Below are 14,529 nucleotides of genomic sequence, written 5' to 3'. Positions count from 1 at the left end.
CGAGATGCCTTGTCCACCGCCCCTGATCGTGAGTGCCAGACAGGCGTGGAGGATGGCATGGACATCGCCGTCTGGAAGTGCGTCGGGCAGGAGCACGTCGTCGCACATCGGAGATCGAGCGCGTTCCTGGGTTGTTCAGCGCTCGAGGTGGAGCGGGTCCCCTGCGGCCAGCTCACCCCCTTCGAGCAGGAGCGCGAGGGGGACGCCTGCCTGAACGCGAACGATGTTCATGCTCCCTGAGTCCCCGGGACTGGTCTCTATCCACATAGCTCCACCCCCCAGCGGTATCATGACGGGGGTGGACAGACTCTTGGTACACGGAGGCTTGGGAGCGCTCTCCTACTGTTACTGTAGAGGCAGTTTCCCCTGAGGCGTTGCCGAACTGCCCACCTCGATGATCCGCTTAAGGAACGACTCGCGCTGGGTTGGGTCATCCACGTTGATGACCAGGTCCGCGGCCTTCGAGAGAACTTGGTGAGCTGCGCCGACGGCAGCCATATGCCCGCGTGTCATCACGTAGGCGATGAAGATGGGCTGCTTGTTCATGTTCGCGGTGCGGAAGAGTTCGCGGAACGCGAGGAACTCCTGGCTGATAGCTTGGAGGTCATCTTCCAGGTGCACGCGAGTGCCGACGATCGGCTCCATCAGTAAGAGTTCCTGCCGTCCGTCGACGAACTGCGAGACCTTCGCGGCTGCCTTCGGATGGGTGCGTGGAAGGAAGCTCGGTGCGTACCGTCGCTGGACGAACTGGTCTACCTGCCACTGCTCGAAGAAGCGCTGCCCGACCGTGTCCCGATGCGGACCACGGGGCGCGACCTCTTTAGCGTCCTGGTCACTTGAGGGCTTCTGCGGCAGCAAGTACTTCTCCAGCCACACCCGAGGATTCGTCACCTCGGCGGGGACGCGGAGTTCGTCGCCTAGTCGCGCCAAGGGGCTCACCTCACCCGAGGGCATGTCAAAGCGCGACGGGCTGGCCAGGGCATCCAGGATGGCGTGCATGGCGAAGTAAGATTTGCGGCCCCCAATACACCCAGGCCCAGGAAGCCAGGAGGCGCGCGCGAACTCCACGTGGCCGCCGCTCTCCACGAGCGCACCAATAGTGACCTTCGACCCTGCGAAGGGGTCCGGCACGTATTGTACGAGGCGGAACCGGGCGGTCACTTGATTGCTCCAACGACCTTGATGTAGCGGTCGACCAGGTCGGTTGCTTGCTCCATGCGGTTGGACAGAGCCGAGAACAGTAGGTCGCTTCCCTCCTCCCCGACAAGCATGCAGCTCTGTTTGACGTAATGCTGTAGGAGCGCGGAACCCGCGAGCTCGGTGGCCCGCTTGGCTGCCTTGTAGGCGCCCGCCTCCATCAGCCCTACAGGCAACCCGCGCGCCAGGTTCGGCTTTTCTGGGATGGCGAGACCGGCATCGATGAAGTCTCCTGGAAAGCCAACGAGGGCAGCACCGTTGTCGATGGCCCAGGCAAGCACATCTGGCTCTTCGCCCGTCGAGGTCAGGAGGATGTTCTTCGCGTGCCGGTCGTGGTTGTGTGGATGAGCGCGTCGAGCGTGAGCATGGCGCCAAGCCCATCGATGTTCTGGACGAAGTGGGCGTGCGACCCGTGCCAGTGGACTGGTGACTCAATCGCCGCGCTGAGCCAGCCCACCTCTGCCCCATCGCCCTTGAAGAACGCGCCCTCTGGCTGAGGCACCCCGAGCTCCTTTCCAAGGAGCCAGCCGATAAGTTCGGCGAGCAGCTCCTGCCAGCCCAAATTGACCTTCCGGACCCAAGGGCGGCCGAGCAAGTCCTTGAAGTAGTCGGCGGCGCTGGTGTGCTCCACCTCGACATCAGCGACGTGCATACCGCCGGTGACCGTCTCGATGCACGGTTCAATGTCCAGGTCATCGAGTAGTTCTTTCGGCTCGCTCATCGACCCCGCCAGATGGGACGAGACGATAGCGGTGATGTCCGGGTTGGGCGAGGCTTCTCTGGCTGAACAAGCCGCAGGGCGGACGACGGCTAAGCCCTGGACCATGTCCAGGGGTCTGCTCAGGCGGCCAGCTCCCGCTCGATCCACTCGGTGACCGAGCCATGCGTGGGCTTCCAGCCGAGCTCGGCCCTCGCCTTGTCCGCGCGGACGCGGCTGTTGGAGCCGAGCGCGAACACCGCCAGCTCTCGGCCCCACTTCGCTATCGCCTCGCTGGCCGGCAGGGCTTGCGCCGGTCCAAGACCGAGACGGCGGGCGATCGCGCGGGCGATGTCTTCGAACGAGGCCTCGCCATTCTCGACGTAGTAGAAGCTGCCGGCGGGCGCCTTCTCCAGCGCGAGCAGGTACAGCTCCGCCATGTCGGCGATGTGGACGTTGGACCAGATGTTCAGCCCACGCCCGATGTAGCGGGCGATCCGCGTCTCCTTCGCCTCGCGCACGAGTGGGGGAAGCTGGACGCTCTGGGCGGGCGGGCCCAGCGTGTGGCCGTAGATGAGGCTGTTGCAGAGGATGACTGTGTGGACGCCGGGTGCGGCCTCGAGGATCCGCTTGTTGAGGGCGACGCGGTGCTCCTTGTCCGGCTCGGGCTTCACGGGCGTCTCCTCGGTGAAGGTGCGCTCGGAGGGCTCACCCATCGCCTCGTCACCGACGATGCTGGAGCCACTCGTGTGGAGGAAGCGCTTGCCCGAGCCCGCGAGCCCGGCGAGCAGTGCCTGCACCGCGCCCAGATGATCGCTGTCGGCGGCGTTGATCACCGCGTCGGCCGCCCGCGCCTCCGCCTCCAGCAGCGCCGCGTCGTCCAGTGAGCCCATCACCGGCTCGATGCCCTGGGCGCGCACGCCCTCGGCCTTGTCCGGGTTGCGCACGAGGCCGCGCACCTGATGGCCCTTCTTCACCAGCAAGGCGGCAACGGAACCGCCGATATAGCCGCTTGCTCCCGTCACGAAGATCTTCATGCCGCGCTCCTTTCTTCCGCGTAGGTGAGGTAGTCCGTGTAGCCGTGCGCGTCGCCCCCGTAGTGGAGCGAGCGGTCCGCGGGCCTGAGCGGCCAGCCCTGGCGCAGGCGCTCGACCAGATCGGGATTGGAGATGAAGGGCTCGCCAAAGGCGGCGATGTCGATCAGCCCCGCGTGGATCATCTCCTCCGCGCGCTCGCGGGTCATGCCTCCCGCCAGGATGAGCGTGCCGGAGTAGGCCTCGCGGAACTTCTGGAGGAACCCCGCCGGAATCGCCGCGCTGCCTCGCGATTTCTGGTCCATCAGGTGCACGTAGGCGATGCCACGCGCCGACAGCTCGCGCGCGATGTGCAGGTAGGTCTCCTCGACCTCCGCATAAGCCGGCATGTCGAACAGGCCGCCATAGGGCGACAGGCGGATCGCCGTGCGGGACGCACCGATGCGCGCCACCACGGCATCGACCGTCTCCAGGAGGAAGCGGACGCGGTTCTCCAGCCGCTGCGCGCCGTACTCATCGCCGCGGTCGTTGACCCACGGGTTGAGGAACTGCTCGAAGAGATAGCCATTGGCGCCGTGCAGCTCGACGCCATCGAAGCCGGCGGCGATCGCGTTCCCGGCGGCCTTCACGAAGTCCTGGCTCGTCTCGCGCACCTGCTGGGTGGTCAGGGCGCGGGGCGGAGAGACATCGACGGGGCCGGGCGTACCGTCCGCGCGCAGGCCCCAGGCCTGGGAGTTGTGCGCGGTCCGCGTGGTGGAGCTCACGGGCGAGACGCCACCGGGCTGGATGGACACATGGCTCACCCGGCCGACATGCCAGAGCTGGGTGAAGAGGGTGCCACCCGCCTCATGCACGGCGGTCGTCACCTTGCGCCAGCCGGCCACCTGCTCCGGCTTGTAGAGGCCGGGGATGTAGAGGAAGCCCTCGGCCGCGGGGGAGATCGGCGTGCCTTCCGTGACGATCAATCCGGCGCTCGCGCGCTGGCGGTAATAGAGCGCGTTCGACTCGTTGGGAATCCCGTCCGGACTGCGGGCGCGGGTCATCGGCGCCATCGCGATGCGGTTGGAGAGCGTACGGCCGCCGAGCGCGACCGGTTCGAAGAGTTTGCTCATGACGAAAGTCCAGCGTTGCGGCGGTGGCCCGCCCTTGTGCCGCACAAGATGCAGGTGCACGCCGCGCTTGATAATCCGGCACGGCACCACATGATCTGTGAAGGCGGTTCACAGATGGGAATGTGGAATGGACAATCGTGCGGGTGAGATGCAGGTGTTCGTGCGCGTCGTGGAGGCGGGAAGCTTCTCCGAGGCGGCGCGGCAGATGATGATGACCCCCTCCACCGTCAGCAAGCTCATTGGCCGCATCGAGACACGGCTGGGGGTGCGGCTCATCGAGCGCTCCACGCGCCGTCTCTCCCTCACCAACGAGGGGCAGGTCTACTACGAGCGCAGCACGTCGCTGCTCACCGAACTCGACGACATCGAGAGAGACCTCTCCCACGGGGCGCAACATGCGAGCGGGACGGTGCGGGTCAACGCCTCGGTCGCCTTTGGCGCGCGCGGGGTGGAGCCGCTGTTGCCCGCCTTCTGGGCGGCGCATCCCCATATCCGCGTCGACCTGTCGCTCTCCGATGAGATCGTCGACCTCTATCTCGACCGCACCGACGTGGCCTTTCGCGTGGGCGCACTGGATTCCTCCAGCCTGATCGCGCTCAGGATTGGCACCGCACGGCGCAAGATCGTGGCCTCACCCGCCTATCTCGAGCGGCACGGGGTGCCCCGCACGATCGAGGAGCTCGATCGCCACAACTGCCTGGGCTTCAACTTCCGCCGGTCCGCGCCCGTCTGGCCACTCAGGCAGGGCGGGCGCATCGTCGACCGGATCGTCGGGGGCAGCCTGCTCGCCAACAACGGCGAGACGGTCCGGCGGATGGCCATCGCGGGGGTCGGGCTCGCCCGGCTCGGTGATTACCATGTGGCGGCGGACCTCGCCGCCGGCCGGCTGGTCGAGGTGCTGGCCGGAGATGGCACGGGCGACGCGGAGGAAGTCCACGCGCTCCATCTCGGAGGTCAGCGCGTGCCTCGGCGGGTACGCGCCTTCCTCGACTTCATGGTCCCCCGCCTCCAGGCCTTCATGAAGGTGCGCTGACCAGGGTCACCAGGTGAGGCGTGCTAGGAAGGGCGCATGACCCTCCTCTTCCGCGCCGCGGACCTCATCGCCGAGCGTGTGGCCGACGCCGACGTGGAGTGCTTGCAACCGTTGCTCGAGCAGTGCGAGGACTACCACCAGCTCGTCTATGGTCGGCCCGCCACCGGGGACGAAGCCCGCCGGATGCCCTCCGAGCGTCCTCCGGGCCTGACGCCGGAGCAGCCACACCTGCTGGCCCTGCGCGATGCGCACGGGCGGAGCGTCGGAGTTCTCGAGGGACTGAGGGACTACCCTTCGCCTGGGGAATGGTACCTGGGGTTGCTGTTGCTCGCGCCCGAGGTTCGTGGCCAGGGACGTGGCGAGGCCGTGCTCCGGGCCTATGCGGATTGGGGGCGGGCCGAAGGCGGCCGGCTGCTCAGGCTGGCGGCGGTGGAGCAGAATGAAGCGGGCCGCCGCTTCTGGGCGCGCATGGGCTTCCGGGAGGAGAAATGGGTGGGTCCCCTGGAGCAGGGGCTGCGCATGAACCGGCTGGTGCGCATGACGATGGCGCTGGACTGAGGGTCAGCACGCCCGCGCGGGGTTCCCGCCCACGGTGAAATAGACGGGGAGCACGAAGGTGATGTCCAGGTCCACGCCGGGCACCTCGCTGGAGAGCTTGAGCTCCCAGTAGCAACGGCGCGAGGCATGGAGCGCCGTCGAGTGCTCGGGCCCGCCCTCGGGCAGCTCGAGGGTCAGGGCGAGATCCCTGCCCTCGCGCAGGGCCGCCGCGTCCACGGTGTACGCATGCGAGTGCTCGATGTGGGTCACCAGTTGGGTGCTCCGCTCGTCGCCGGAGCCCGTCGTCTCCGCCCACTCCCGCACGCGTCGCAGCTCGACCTTCACGTCCGACAGGTGGGCGAGGCTCGGCTGGGCCTCCAGGTGCACCTGGCAGTGGGTGCCGAGCTCCAGGGGGACTCCTGGCAGGTGCAGGCGCATCCGGCCCAAGCGCAGCAGGGCGAGGGTGCCGAGCACCGTGGGCCGGAACACATTCATGAAGATGGTGGCGTCGAAGAGGAGCAGGACGAGGGCCAGCAAGGCTCCGGGCAACACATGTCCCTGGCTGAAGGCTTCTCGGTAGATCAGCCAATGCAGGACGGAGAGGAACGCCAGGAGGAAGAGGCTGATGGGCCATGCGACCAGGAACTGGCCCAGCTTCTGGTCGTGCAGCTCGCGCCGCCAGGTCTGCTCCCAGAGCCAGGGCTCATACGGATGCTTCTTGGAGAGCATGAGCCGGAGGCCCCAACGGCTCAGCGAGAAGAGGGCGCACAGGAAGACGAGCACGCCGAGCACCGAGACGGGAGCGCTGGTGCCACGGAACAGCCGGGCGAGGCCTTCGGCGTCCAGGCCCAGGTTGTAGCTCACGGCCAGGGGCAACCACACCGCGGCGCCCGCCCATCGGGGAAAGGGAGCCAGTCGTGCCTCGGTGAGCACCGGGGCGGAGGCTTCCGGTGAGATGGCGGACAGCGGAGGGCTCATGGCGGGCAGCTTAATGTCCGGGCCGGGAAGGGAGCCAGCGCACCCCCCCGCTGAAGAGGGTGGAGGTTCACACTCCCGCCATGAGCCCGCCGTCCACCGTCATCACACAGCCATTCACGTACGAGGCCTCCTCCGACAGCAGCCAGGTGATGGCCCTGCCGCACTCCTCGGGCGCTCCCAATCGCCCCATGGGAATCCTCGCCAGGTAGTACTGCTCCTCCGCCTTCCTCGGGTCTCCCGGAGACAGCTTCTCCATCACTCCCTCCAGCATGGGGGTGCGGTGCGCTCCAGGGCACACCACGTTCACCCGGATGCCCTGCCGCGCGAACTCCATGGCCGCCGTCTTGCTCAGCCCATGCATCCCGTGCTTCGCCGCCGTGTACGCCGATCCCATCGGTGATCCTGTCAGCCCGTTGATGGACGACACGTTGACGATCGCCCCGCCTCCCGCTCGCAACATCTCGGGGATCTCGTACTTCATGCACAGCCACACGCCCTTGAGGTCCACCCCGACGATTCGATCGAACTCCTCCTCCGGCAGCTCCGTCAGCGGCACCAGCATCATGTCCCCCAGCGCCGCGTTGTTCACCGCCACATCCAGCCGCCCCCACTTCTCCACCACCGTGCCCACCATCCGCCGGATGTCCTCGCTCCGCCCCATGTCCGCTGGCACGTAGAACGCCTCCAGCCCTTCCTCCCGCAGGGCCCGCTCCGCCGCCTCGCCCCGCTCCTTGCCCCTGCTCACCAGCGCCACCTTGGCCCCGGCCCGTCCCAGCTCCCTCGCCGTCGCCAGCCCGATCCCCGAGCTTCCCCCCGTCACCAGTGCCACCTTGCCCGTGAGTCCCTTCATCGGAATGCCTCCTCGTTCCTGCTTGGGTGCGCTTCCACCCTAGCCGCCCCACCACCGGCCGCGGCGCATGGCGAGGAGGTAGGGATGGATACGCAACGGAGGCTCAGCGCCCTTGCTCGCGCGCGGGCTCCGGCGCGGGCGCGGTGCGCTGGCGGTTGAGCTCCCAGATGGCGCGCCAGCGCTCCCGGGTGAAGAGCGGCCCGCGCACCACGAGGAGTAGCTTGTCCAGGTACTCGGCGAGCGCGGGATCCTTCATGACGTTGTGCCCGGTGCTCAGCGTCTCCAGATAGCCGTCGGGCACGTCGCGATCGAAGTGGCCGATGCGCCAGTCGCGCCGCGGACGCACCGTGCGCGCGAGCAGTGGATCCGCCAGGGCGTAGATGTCCACGTAATGGAGGGCGGGCCCGGCGCAGAAGCCCTTCATGCCGATGCTGTAGGCCGGGAGCACCGCGCCCTCGGGGTGGCTGGCGCGGTCCGCGCGTCCCTCGTCGCAGAAGTAGTAGGCGGGCCACGGTCGTCCCGGGCGCCAGTGGCGGAGGCCGGCGCCTTCCGCGTAGACGGCGCGCTCGTCGGTGATGCCCTGGGGCTCGCTCTGCCGCGTGTTGTACCAGCGCAGGGGCTTCACGCCCGCCGCCTCGGCCACGGCGGCACCGAGCGGACCGGGCACCTGCGCCAGCACCAGCACGACGAGCGCCTGCCGCACTCCACGGGCGGACAGCGTGGGCCGAGCGAGCAGCCCCAGCATCACCGACGCGTAGAGGGGCGCGGTGAAGAAGCGGCCCGCCATGAAGTCTCCGCCCACGCGCACCACGTAGAGCAGGTACAGGGCGACCCCCACCGCGCCCGCCACCAGCACCGGCCGGCGCGATCGCACCGCCGTCACGCAGCCCGCCAGCAGCGCCACCGAGGTGAGCGGATCATAGCGGGTGGAGATGTCCAGGTAGTGCAGTCCCTGGATCGCGATCTCCCCCGAGGGCACTCCGGTGTTGAGCTTGGCGTAGGCCGTGTTGGGGAAGGGGAAGCCGTAATAGACGAGCGAGAAGACCTCCCACGCGAGGAAGGGCACCTGGCCCAGCACCAGCAGCCCCGCGGTGCGCCAGCTCCGCGCGTGCCACGCCTCCCAGAGCAGCGCCGGCCCCACCACCAGCCCCAGGTCCATCCGGTTGGTGATCAGCAGGGACGCCAGCAGCGACAGCAGCCCCATCCGGTACGAGCCCCCGGCTTCCGGCCGCGCCAACACGAGCAGGAAGGCGCCCAGCAGCAGGTGCGACAGCGGGTTCTCGAGACCGGAGGTGGCGTAGTCCACGAAGGCCCGCGAGCCGGTGAGCGCCAGCACCGCGAGCAGGGCGTGGGTGCGCGAGGGCGCCGCGCGCAGGCACAGGGCGAGCGCCCCCAGGGTCACCGCGACGGAGAGGGCCAGGGTGGTGAAGAACTCCTCGCGCGTGAGGGCGTAGACGGCGGTGACGAGCAGCGTCCACAGCGGGCAGGTGAAGGCTTGTACCCGCTCGGCGATGTTCCAGCGCGGACCGAACCCACGCACCGTGTGGTCCACCGAGCGCAGCAGGATGTAGGCGTCGTCACTGAGCCATGCGTGCCACAGCACCACGCCGAGGAACAGCGCGCAGGTGGCCAGGAGCAGGGAGCGCGGAGGGAGACGGGGCTCCGCCGTGGGCAGTGTGTCGGAGGTCATGGTGGGGGGCTGTCGCGGGCCTCCATAGCACAGACGTGCCGCGCGCTCGCGTGTCATGCCGGGAGGCGATGGGGGCGCGGTGGCTGTGGTAAGTACCCGCGCCCTCCGCCCATGGTCCTCCCGACTTCCTCGCGCAAAGTCCTTCTCGTCCTCCTGGCCCTGGTCGCGCTCGGCCTGAGTCTGCGTCTGCCCTACTACGGTGGACCCAACCTCTACGGGCTACAGGCCCAGAGCTGGTTGGCGGGGCGGCTGGATGTGCCGGGTCCCATGGAGGACCTGAGCCTGTACGGAGACCGCTACTACGTGGCCTTTCCTCCGTTCCCCACCCTGGTGGTGTTGCCGGTGGTGGCGCTCACGGGGCACGAGCACGTGCCCTACCGGGCCGTGGCGCTGGTGCTCGCGGGCTTCGTGGCGTGGCTCGCCTGGCGGGTGCTGCGGCGGTTGGACATCCCCGAGGCGGATCGCCCCTGGCTGGTGGCGGCGCTGCTGGCGGGGACGGCCTTCTGGTTCTGCGTGGTGCAGAGCGAGGGCGTGTGGTTCCTCGCGCACGTGGTGGCGGTGACGTGCTCGCTGCTGGCCCTGGAGGAGGCGCTGGGACCGGCGCGGGGCGCTCGGGCAGGGCTGTGGGCGGGACTGGCCTTCCTGTCGCGCCAGCTGTGCGTCTATTTGATTCCCTTCATCCTGTGGGTGGTGTGGTGGCGTCACGCGGAGGAGGGCCGCCGGCGGCAGGTGCGCGAGGGAGCGTTGGCGGTCGTGCTGGTGGGCGTTTGTGGCGGCGTGTACCTGCTGCTCAATGCCCTGCGCTTCGGCGACCCCTTCAACACGGGCTACGCGGGAATGCCCCTGGAGGATTTCCTGGCCGCGCGTGTGGAGCGCTACGGCCTGTTCCATCCCGCGTACGTGCCCTTCAATTTCTTCCACATGTTCCTGGAGGGGCCCCACTTCAACTTCGGTGGGACAAGGATGCTGGCGCCCGTGGGAATCGATGGCATGGGCACGTCGCTCACCCTGGCCAGTCCCTTCCTCTTCGTGGCGCTGGCGGCGCGGCCGGAGCGCCGCTTCCGGTGGGCGGCCTGGACCATGGTGGGCCTGTGCCTCGTCCACATGCTGAACTACTACAACAACGGCTGGGTGCAGTTGAACGCGCAGCGCTTCAGCCTGGATTTCCTGCCGGTGTTGTGGGTGCTGATGGCGCTGGGCACCCGGCATGTGGAAGCTCGGTGGTGGAAGGCATTGGTGGCCTGGTCCATCGGGCTCAACGTGTTCGTCCTGGCGCTCTTGCCCGTGCTCGGCCGCGCCCTGCGCAAGTTATGAGCGGCCTTCCTCGCCGAGGTTGGCTCAAGGCACGGGACGCTTGTAGCAAGCGAGCAGGTTGCCAATCGTTATATTGGTGGACGTCACGCCCACCAACTCCCATCCCTTTTGTCCCGCCCTGTTCGCGGTTTCATTGACTTCCCTGTCGTTGACATTTCTCTCGCAGAAATACTCCCACTTCTGGAGGGGAGGTGAGGACGGCGCGGGAGTGGGTGCTGGGGTGCCCTGCGCCAGTGCGCGCGAGTCCATCGACATTCCCGCCGCGCATCCCACGATGAAGACAATCAAGAAGAGAAGCATGTTCCGGTTCATACCGGTCTTCTACCATGCATTTTCATGGTCTCCCGCTGGCTCCGCCCTCCATCCTGGCGGGTGAAGCCTGACTCTTCGACGGACTCCGAGTAGACTCCCGAGCCCAGCAGCCCGGCTCCAGCGAAGGGAGCGGAGGAGGCACCATGAAGTGGAACATGCTGTGGCGCGCGGTGCAGAGCGCGAGGGCGGGCCGGATCGGCGATGCGGCGGCCCTGAAAGGCGCGGCGACGGGTGGCAGGGCCTATCCCGAACTCGATGCGAAGCTGGAGAGGCTCGAGGAGCCCTTTCCGTCGATCGACCTCGATGCGCTGCGACGGCTTCCCGAGGGAACCTTCGGGCGTGAGTATGTGCGCTTCATGGATGACCAGGGATTGAAGCCCTTCATCGTCTCGCGGGAAGTGGCGATGGAGTTGGCGAGGACCTCTCGCCTGGAAGTCCGCTACCCCCTGCTTCACGACGCCTTCCATGTGCTGCTCGGCTTCGACACCAGCCTCGTGGGTGAACTCGGCGTCTGGTCCTTCGTGTCCGCCCAGCACTACAGCCCCGATTACGATCGCGCGGCCCGGTGGGGCCGACGGCTCTACCCCCTCGTCCGCCCGGGGCAGGGCGCCGCATTGCGCGAGGCCTCCGCGCGCGGCGAGGCCCTGGCCCGGCGAGCCCGGTGCCTCATCGCCGAGCCTCTGGAGCAGCTCTTCACGCTTTCATTGGCGGAGGCGCGCACCCGCCTGGGCATCGTGCTCGAATAGCGGGTCCGTGATTCAACCGTAGGCGAAGGAGTTGAACATCCTGCGGCGCCTGCTCGCGGAGCACGGACGTGACCCGGTTGCTGACGATAGGAGTCTGCGCTGCCCCGGCAAACTCGACGAGCGTCCACGATGTAGACTTCGCCCTGAAGAGCGATCGCTCTGGCCAGCGGGGGACGTGGCAGTCACGCCTCCCGTTGCAGCGCCAGTGGCTTGACGGCCCCACACCCGCCTTCATAAGTTGCCCGGACAATGCGACTTCCCAGGACGGCTCTGCAACTCATCTGGTTCGTGCTCCTCATGGCGTCGACGGCCCGGGCGGATGGGAGCGAGAAGCCCGTCGTTCGTTCCCTCCTGCTCTCCGAGCACCCGGGCCATACCACCCACCGTGTCTACGTGAAGGCGCAGGTCGTCACCACGCTCCGGTTCGAGAAGGCGGTGGATCCGGACAAGACGAAGATGCTCGGCTGGGAGGGTCGGCTCGAGCCGCTGGCGGTGGTCCGCAACAAGGTCATTGCGAAGTAGGAGCGGAGCCATGATTTCTCCCAAGCTTGTGCGCTCGTGCTGCTCCGTCCTGCTCCTGTCGTTGGCCGGATGTGTGACCCCCGCGGGAGGAGTCTCCCTTCGTCCGGATGGAACTCCAGGGCCGGAGGCGTGCCCGGAAGAGGCGCGCAAGGCGATGAACTATCTGCGCATGTTCGTCGGCGAGGCGACTCTGGTTCAGGTCGACGCGAATCAATCGGCCAGTCCCATCACGCTGTACGATGGGCCCATCGAGAGCATGTTGGAGGACAATCTGGGCCTCTTGGATGCGCCTTCGCGGCTCTATGGACGCGTCTGGACCAGCGGTTCACAGGCTGTCATCCGCTACTACGAGGCCCAGCCGATGAATGGCGGCAACAAGATCCCCGTGTGTGCTGTCGCGCGCCTCGGTCTGGGACAGTTGCGCAAGCGGCCCGACTCCCAGCCGGGAACCGCCGTCCTCGATCACACTCACGCTGGGGTCTTCATCGTGGATTCATTCCGCTAGCCCTCACGCCGCCCGGCGCAGGGCCTCCAGCAGGGCTTCCAGGTCCGCGTCCGTGGTGAGCGGGTTGATGAGCGTGGTGCGCAGCCACACCTTCCCGCCCAGCGTCGTCTGCACGAGGTAGAAGTCCCCGCTCCGCACGAGCGACTCGCGCAGGCGCACCTGGAGCGCATCCAACTCGCCCGGGGGCACCCCCTCCGGCGTGTGCCGGAAGCAGACGATGTTGCAGTCCGGGGATACGGCCAGCTCGAAGTCCCCGGCGGCCTCCAGCCGCTCGGCGAAGCGCCGCGCCAGATCGAAGCTCGCCGTGACGGCGTCCGCGAAAATCCGCGTGCCCAGCACCTTCAGGCACGTGTACAGCTTGAGCGCCATCATCTCCTTGGTGCACTCGAGCGTGCGCATCGCCACGTCGTGCCACGAGCGCGTGTCCTGCCCCGTGAAGAGGTAGCTGGCCTCCTGCGCGAAGGCGTCGAAGGAGCGCTGTCCCTCGCGGAAGAGCACGGCGGTGATGAGCGCCGGCATCATCATCATCTTGTGCGCGTCCCACACCACCGAGTCCGCGCGCTCGATGCCCTTCACCAGGTGGCGATAGCGTGGACTGAGCGCCGTCGACGCCCCATGGGCTCCATCCACGTGGAACCACAGCCCGTGCTTCGCGCAGAAGTCCGCCACGGCCTCGAGTGGATCGAAGGCGCCCGTGGCGGTGGAGCCGGCGCTGGCCACCACGGCGATGGGATGGCGGCCGGCGCGCCGGGCCGTGGCGAGCGCGTCCTCCAGCGCCTCCGGACGCAGGCGGTAGCGCGCGTCCACCGGAACGGGGGTGACGCCCCCGCTGCCCCAGCCCATCACCCGCGTGGCGCGCGCCAGGCAGTAGTGGGCCGTCTCGGGGACGAGCACGGTGAGCGGCGGTCCGGCCGTGGCGCCTCCATTCCACGCATCGAAGCCGGCCTTCGCCTGGCGCGCGGCGAGCAGCGCGGTGAGGTTGCCCGCCGAGCCTCCCGAGGTGAGCACGCCCCTCGCTCCCTTGGGCAGGCCGAGCGTCCCCGCCATCCAGCCGAGCACGTTGTGCTCCATGGCGGTGACGATGGGCCCCATGTCGTACACGGCCATGCCGTTGTTGAGGAACGAGGAGACGAAGTCACACAGGGCGGCCAGGGGCAGGGGCGCCGAGACCTGATGGCCCACGTAGTGGGGATGGTGCAGGTGGTGCGAGCCCTCCACCACGCGGGCGAGCAGGGCCGGGACGTCCCCCGTGGGCTCCTCGGGGAAGTCCGCGGGGAAGTTCGCGATGTGGACCTCGGGCGGTGCCCAGGGCAGCACCGGGCCCTCGCGGCGCGTGGTGCGGGCGAGGTGGTCGGCGAGCTGATCCACGAGCTGGTGCCCGAGCTGGCGGAAGTGCTCGGCGTCGTAGGCGGTGGCGAGGGGAGGACGGGGAGGAGCCATGGGAAGGGGTGCATGGCGCCAGTTGGCCTGGGCGTCAATCCTCTGGAGCCTCGTCGCTCGCAGGGGCCCCCGCCACCCGGGGAGGCAGGCCCCGTCCGTGCCTGCCTCCGGGTGGTTTGCCTGTCCGGGTGACCTGCCTTCGTGAGCAGCCAGGGAATCGGCGCGGAGGGGGACTCCCCTCCGGACGGCCCCGGCCCCACATTGTCGGTTCGAGGTTGGGTCCAGGGAGGTGGAGCCATGAACGCGGATTGGTTGAATTCCCCCTTCGAGCGGCGCTCGATCCAGCACGCGATGAAGGTGTGGGACGAAGACGGGACGCTGCTGGGGCGCGTGAAGGCGATTGGTCAGACGGTGTTGTTCGTCCATCGGCGCCCCTCGAAGGCGCTGTGGGCGGTGCCCCTGTCGCACGTCCAGGGAGTGTCGGGACGAGGGGTGATCGTGTCGGGCAGGGGGCATGCGGCGCTGGAGCCCGCGGGAGACCGGTGGCGCACGGAGATCGTCACGGCCATCCACCCCCTGGCCGAGTCCTCGCAGGCTCCGGCTTGAGGCAGGAGGATGGTGC

Annotated in this window: 18 protein-coding genes; 8 read left to right on the top strand and 10 right to left on the bottom strand. The window is 68.2% G+C overall.

What is annotated here, in order from left to right:
• Window positions 1–57 precede the first annotated feature (57 nt).
• Window positions 58–240: a hypothetical protein gene (locus CYFUS_RS51480; RefSeq protein WP_157759072.1), complete on the top strand. Its 183-nt coding sequence runs from the start codon at window positions 58–60 to the stop codon at window positions 238–240.
• Between the two features lie 105 nt (window positions 241–345).
• On the opposite strand, the gene CYFUS_RS47470 is transcribed toward CYFUS_RS51480, so the two are convergent.
• The 5 genes from CYFUS_RS47470 to CYFUS_RS47450 all read right to left on the bottom strand — a co-directional run bounded on the left by CYFUS_RS47470 (window position 346) and on the right by CYFUS_RS47450 (window position 4,040).
• Window positions 346–1,161 carry a hypothetical protein gene (locus CYFUS_RS47470; protein ID WP_095991250.1) on the bottom strand — a complete coding sequence of 272 codons (816 nt, stop codon included), beginning with the start codon at window positions 1,159–1,161 and terminating at the stop codon, window positions 346–348.
• On the bottom strand, window positions 1,158–1,478 hold the full coding sequence (locus CYFUS_RS47465; protein WP_095991249.1) for a hypothetical protein: 321 nt from the start codon (window positions 1,476–1,478) through the stop codon (window positions 1,158–1,160). Before CYFUS_RS47465 ends, CYFUS_RS47470 begins: the two co-directional genes overlap by 4 nt.
• A gap of 23 nt (window positions 1,479–1,501) precedes the next feature.
• On the bottom strand, window positions 1,502–1,918 hold the full coding sequence (locus CYFUS_RS47460; protein ID WP_157759071.1) for a hypothetical protein: 417 nt from the start codon (window positions 1,916–1,918) through the stop codon (window positions 1,502–1,504).
• A 119-nt stretch (window positions 1,919–2,037) separates the two neighbouring features.
• Window positions 2,038–2,931 (bottom strand): NAD-dependent epimerase/dehydratase family protein, encoded by an 894-nt coding sequence (locus CYFUS_RS47455; protein ID WP_095991247.1) that lies wholly within the window; start codon window positions 2,929–2,931, stop codon window positions 2,038–2,040.
• The gene (locus CYFUS_RS47450) at window positions 2,928–4,040 is read right to left on the bottom strand and encodes an alkene reductase (RefSeq protein ID WP_095991246.1); all 1,113 of its coding nucleotides are present in this window, start codon (window positions 4,038–4,040) and stop codon (window positions 2,928–2,930) included. The genes CYFUS_RS47455 and CYFUS_RS47450 overlap by 4 nt, the downstream gene beginning before the upstream one ends.
• A 127-nt stretch (window positions 4,041–4,167) precedes the next feature.
• On the opposite strand from CYFUS_RS47450, the gene CYFUS_RS47445 reads away from it, so the two are divergent.
• Both CYFUS_RS47445 and CYFUS_RS47440 read left to right on the top strand, forming a co-directional pair.
• Window positions 4,168–5,073: a LysR family transcriptional regulator gene (locus CYFUS_RS47445; protein ID WP_095991245.1), complete on the top strand. Its 906-nt coding sequence runs from the start codon at window positions 4,168–4,170 to the stop codon at window positions 5,071–5,073.
• 36 nt (window positions 5,074–5,109) lie between these two features.
• Window positions 5,110–5,631: a GNAT family N-acetyltransferase gene (locus CYFUS_RS47440; RefSeq protein WP_095991244.1), complete on the top strand. Its 522-nt coding sequence runs from the start codon at window positions 5,110–5,112 to the stop codon at window positions 5,629–5,631.
• A gap of 3 nt (window positions 5,632–5,634) precedes the next feature.
• On the opposite strand, the gene CYFUS_RS47435 is transcribed toward CYFUS_RS47440, so the two are convergent.
• From CYFUS_RS47435 to CYFUS_RS47425, 3 genes are all read right to left on the bottom strand, one after another.
• The gene (locus tag CYFUS_RS47435) at window positions 5,635–6,588 is read right to left on the bottom strand and encodes a hypothetical protein (RefSeq protein ID WP_095991243.1); all 954 of its coding nucleotides are present in this window, start codon (window positions 6,586–6,588) and stop codon (window positions 5,635–5,637) included.
• Between the two features lie 67 nt (window positions 6,589–6,655).
• Entirely contained in the window at window positions 6,656–7,438 is a 783-nt protein-coding gene (locus tag CYFUS_RS47430; protein ID WP_095991242.1) for an SDR family NAD(P)-dependent oxidoreductase, read from the bottom strand.
• 103 nt (window positions 7,439–7,541) lie between these two features.
• Window positions 7,542–9,128, bottom strand: a complete 1,587-nt coding sequence (locus CYFUS_RS47425; RefSeq protein ID WP_095991241.1) for a hypothetical protein — start codon at window positions 9,126–9,128, stop codon at window positions 7,542–7,544.
• Window positions 9,129–9,239: 111 nt separating this feature from the next.
• Here CYFUS_RS47425 and CYFUS_RS47420 point away from each other — a divergent pair, with 111 nt between their 5' ends.
• Complete coding sequence (locus CYFUS_RS47420) at window positions 9,240–10,442, top strand: glycosyltransferase family 39 protein (protein ID WP_095991240.1); 1,203 nt, start codon at window positions 9,240–9,242, stop codon at window positions 10,440–10,442.
• A gap of 24 nt (window positions 10,443–10,466) precedes the next feature.
• Here CYFUS_RS47420 and CYFUS_RS47415 read toward each other — a convergent pair whose 3' ends face one another.
• Window positions 10,467–10,754, bottom strand: a complete 288-nt coding sequence (locus CYFUS_RS47415) for a hypothetical protein (RefSeq protein WP_095991239.1) — start codon at window positions 10,752–10,754, stop codon at window positions 10,467–10,469.
• 143 nt (window positions 10,755–10,897) lie between these two features.
• Here CYFUS_RS47415 and CYFUS_RS47410 point away from each other — a divergent pair, with 143 nt between their 5' ends.
• The 3 genes from CYFUS_RS47410 (at window position 10,898) to CYFUS_RS47400 (ending at window position 12,527) form a co-directional block, all read left to right on the top strand.
• Window positions 10,898–11,500: a Coq4 family protein gene (locus tag CYFUS_RS47410; protein ID WP_095991238.1), complete on the top strand. Its 603-nt coding sequence runs from the start codon at window positions 10,898–10,900 to the stop codon at window positions 11,498–11,500.
• A gap of 249 nt (window positions 11,501–11,749) precedes the next feature.
• The gene (locus CYFUS_RS47405; protein WP_232537222.1) at window positions 11,750–12,022 is read left to right on the top strand and encodes a DUF2381 family protein; all 273 of its coding nucleotides are present in this window, start codon (window positions 11,750–11,752) and stop codon (window positions 12,020–12,022) included.
• A 10-nt stretch (window positions 12,023–12,032) separates the two neighbouring features.
• Window positions 12,033–12,527, top strand: coding sequence for a hypothetical protein (locus CYFUS_RS47400; RefSeq protein ID WP_095991237.1), 495 nt, complete (start codon window positions 12,033–12,035; stop codon window positions 12,525–12,527).
• Between the two features lie 3 nt (window positions 12,528–12,530).
• Here the strand turns inward: CYFUS_RS47400 and CYFUS_RS47395 are convergent, their stop codons facing one another.
• Window positions 12,531–13,967, bottom strand: a complete 1,437-nt coding sequence (locus CYFUS_RS47395; protein WP_095991236.1) for a pyridoxal phosphate-dependent decarboxylase family protein — start codon at window positions 13,965–13,967, stop codon at window positions 12,531–12,533.
• A gap of 237 nt (window positions 13,968–14,204) precedes the next feature.
• On the opposite strand from CYFUS_RS47395, the gene CYFUS_RS47390 reads away from it, so the two are divergent.
• Window positions 14,205–14,513, top strand: coding sequence for a hypothetical protein (locus tag CYFUS_RS47390; protein ID WP_095991235.1), 309 nt, complete (start codon window positions 14,205–14,207; stop codon window positions 14,511–14,513).
• Window positions 14,514–14,529: the final 16 nt, after the last annotated feature.

It is taken from the genome of Cystobacter fuscus, from assembly GCF_002305875.1.
GTDB lineage: Bacteria > Myxococcota > Myxococcia > Myxococcales > Myxococcaceae > Cystobacter > Cystobacter fuscus_A.
The sequence above is the reverse complement of the archived record's forward strand: the minus strand, read 5'-3'. Positions and strand labels throughout refer to the sequence as shown.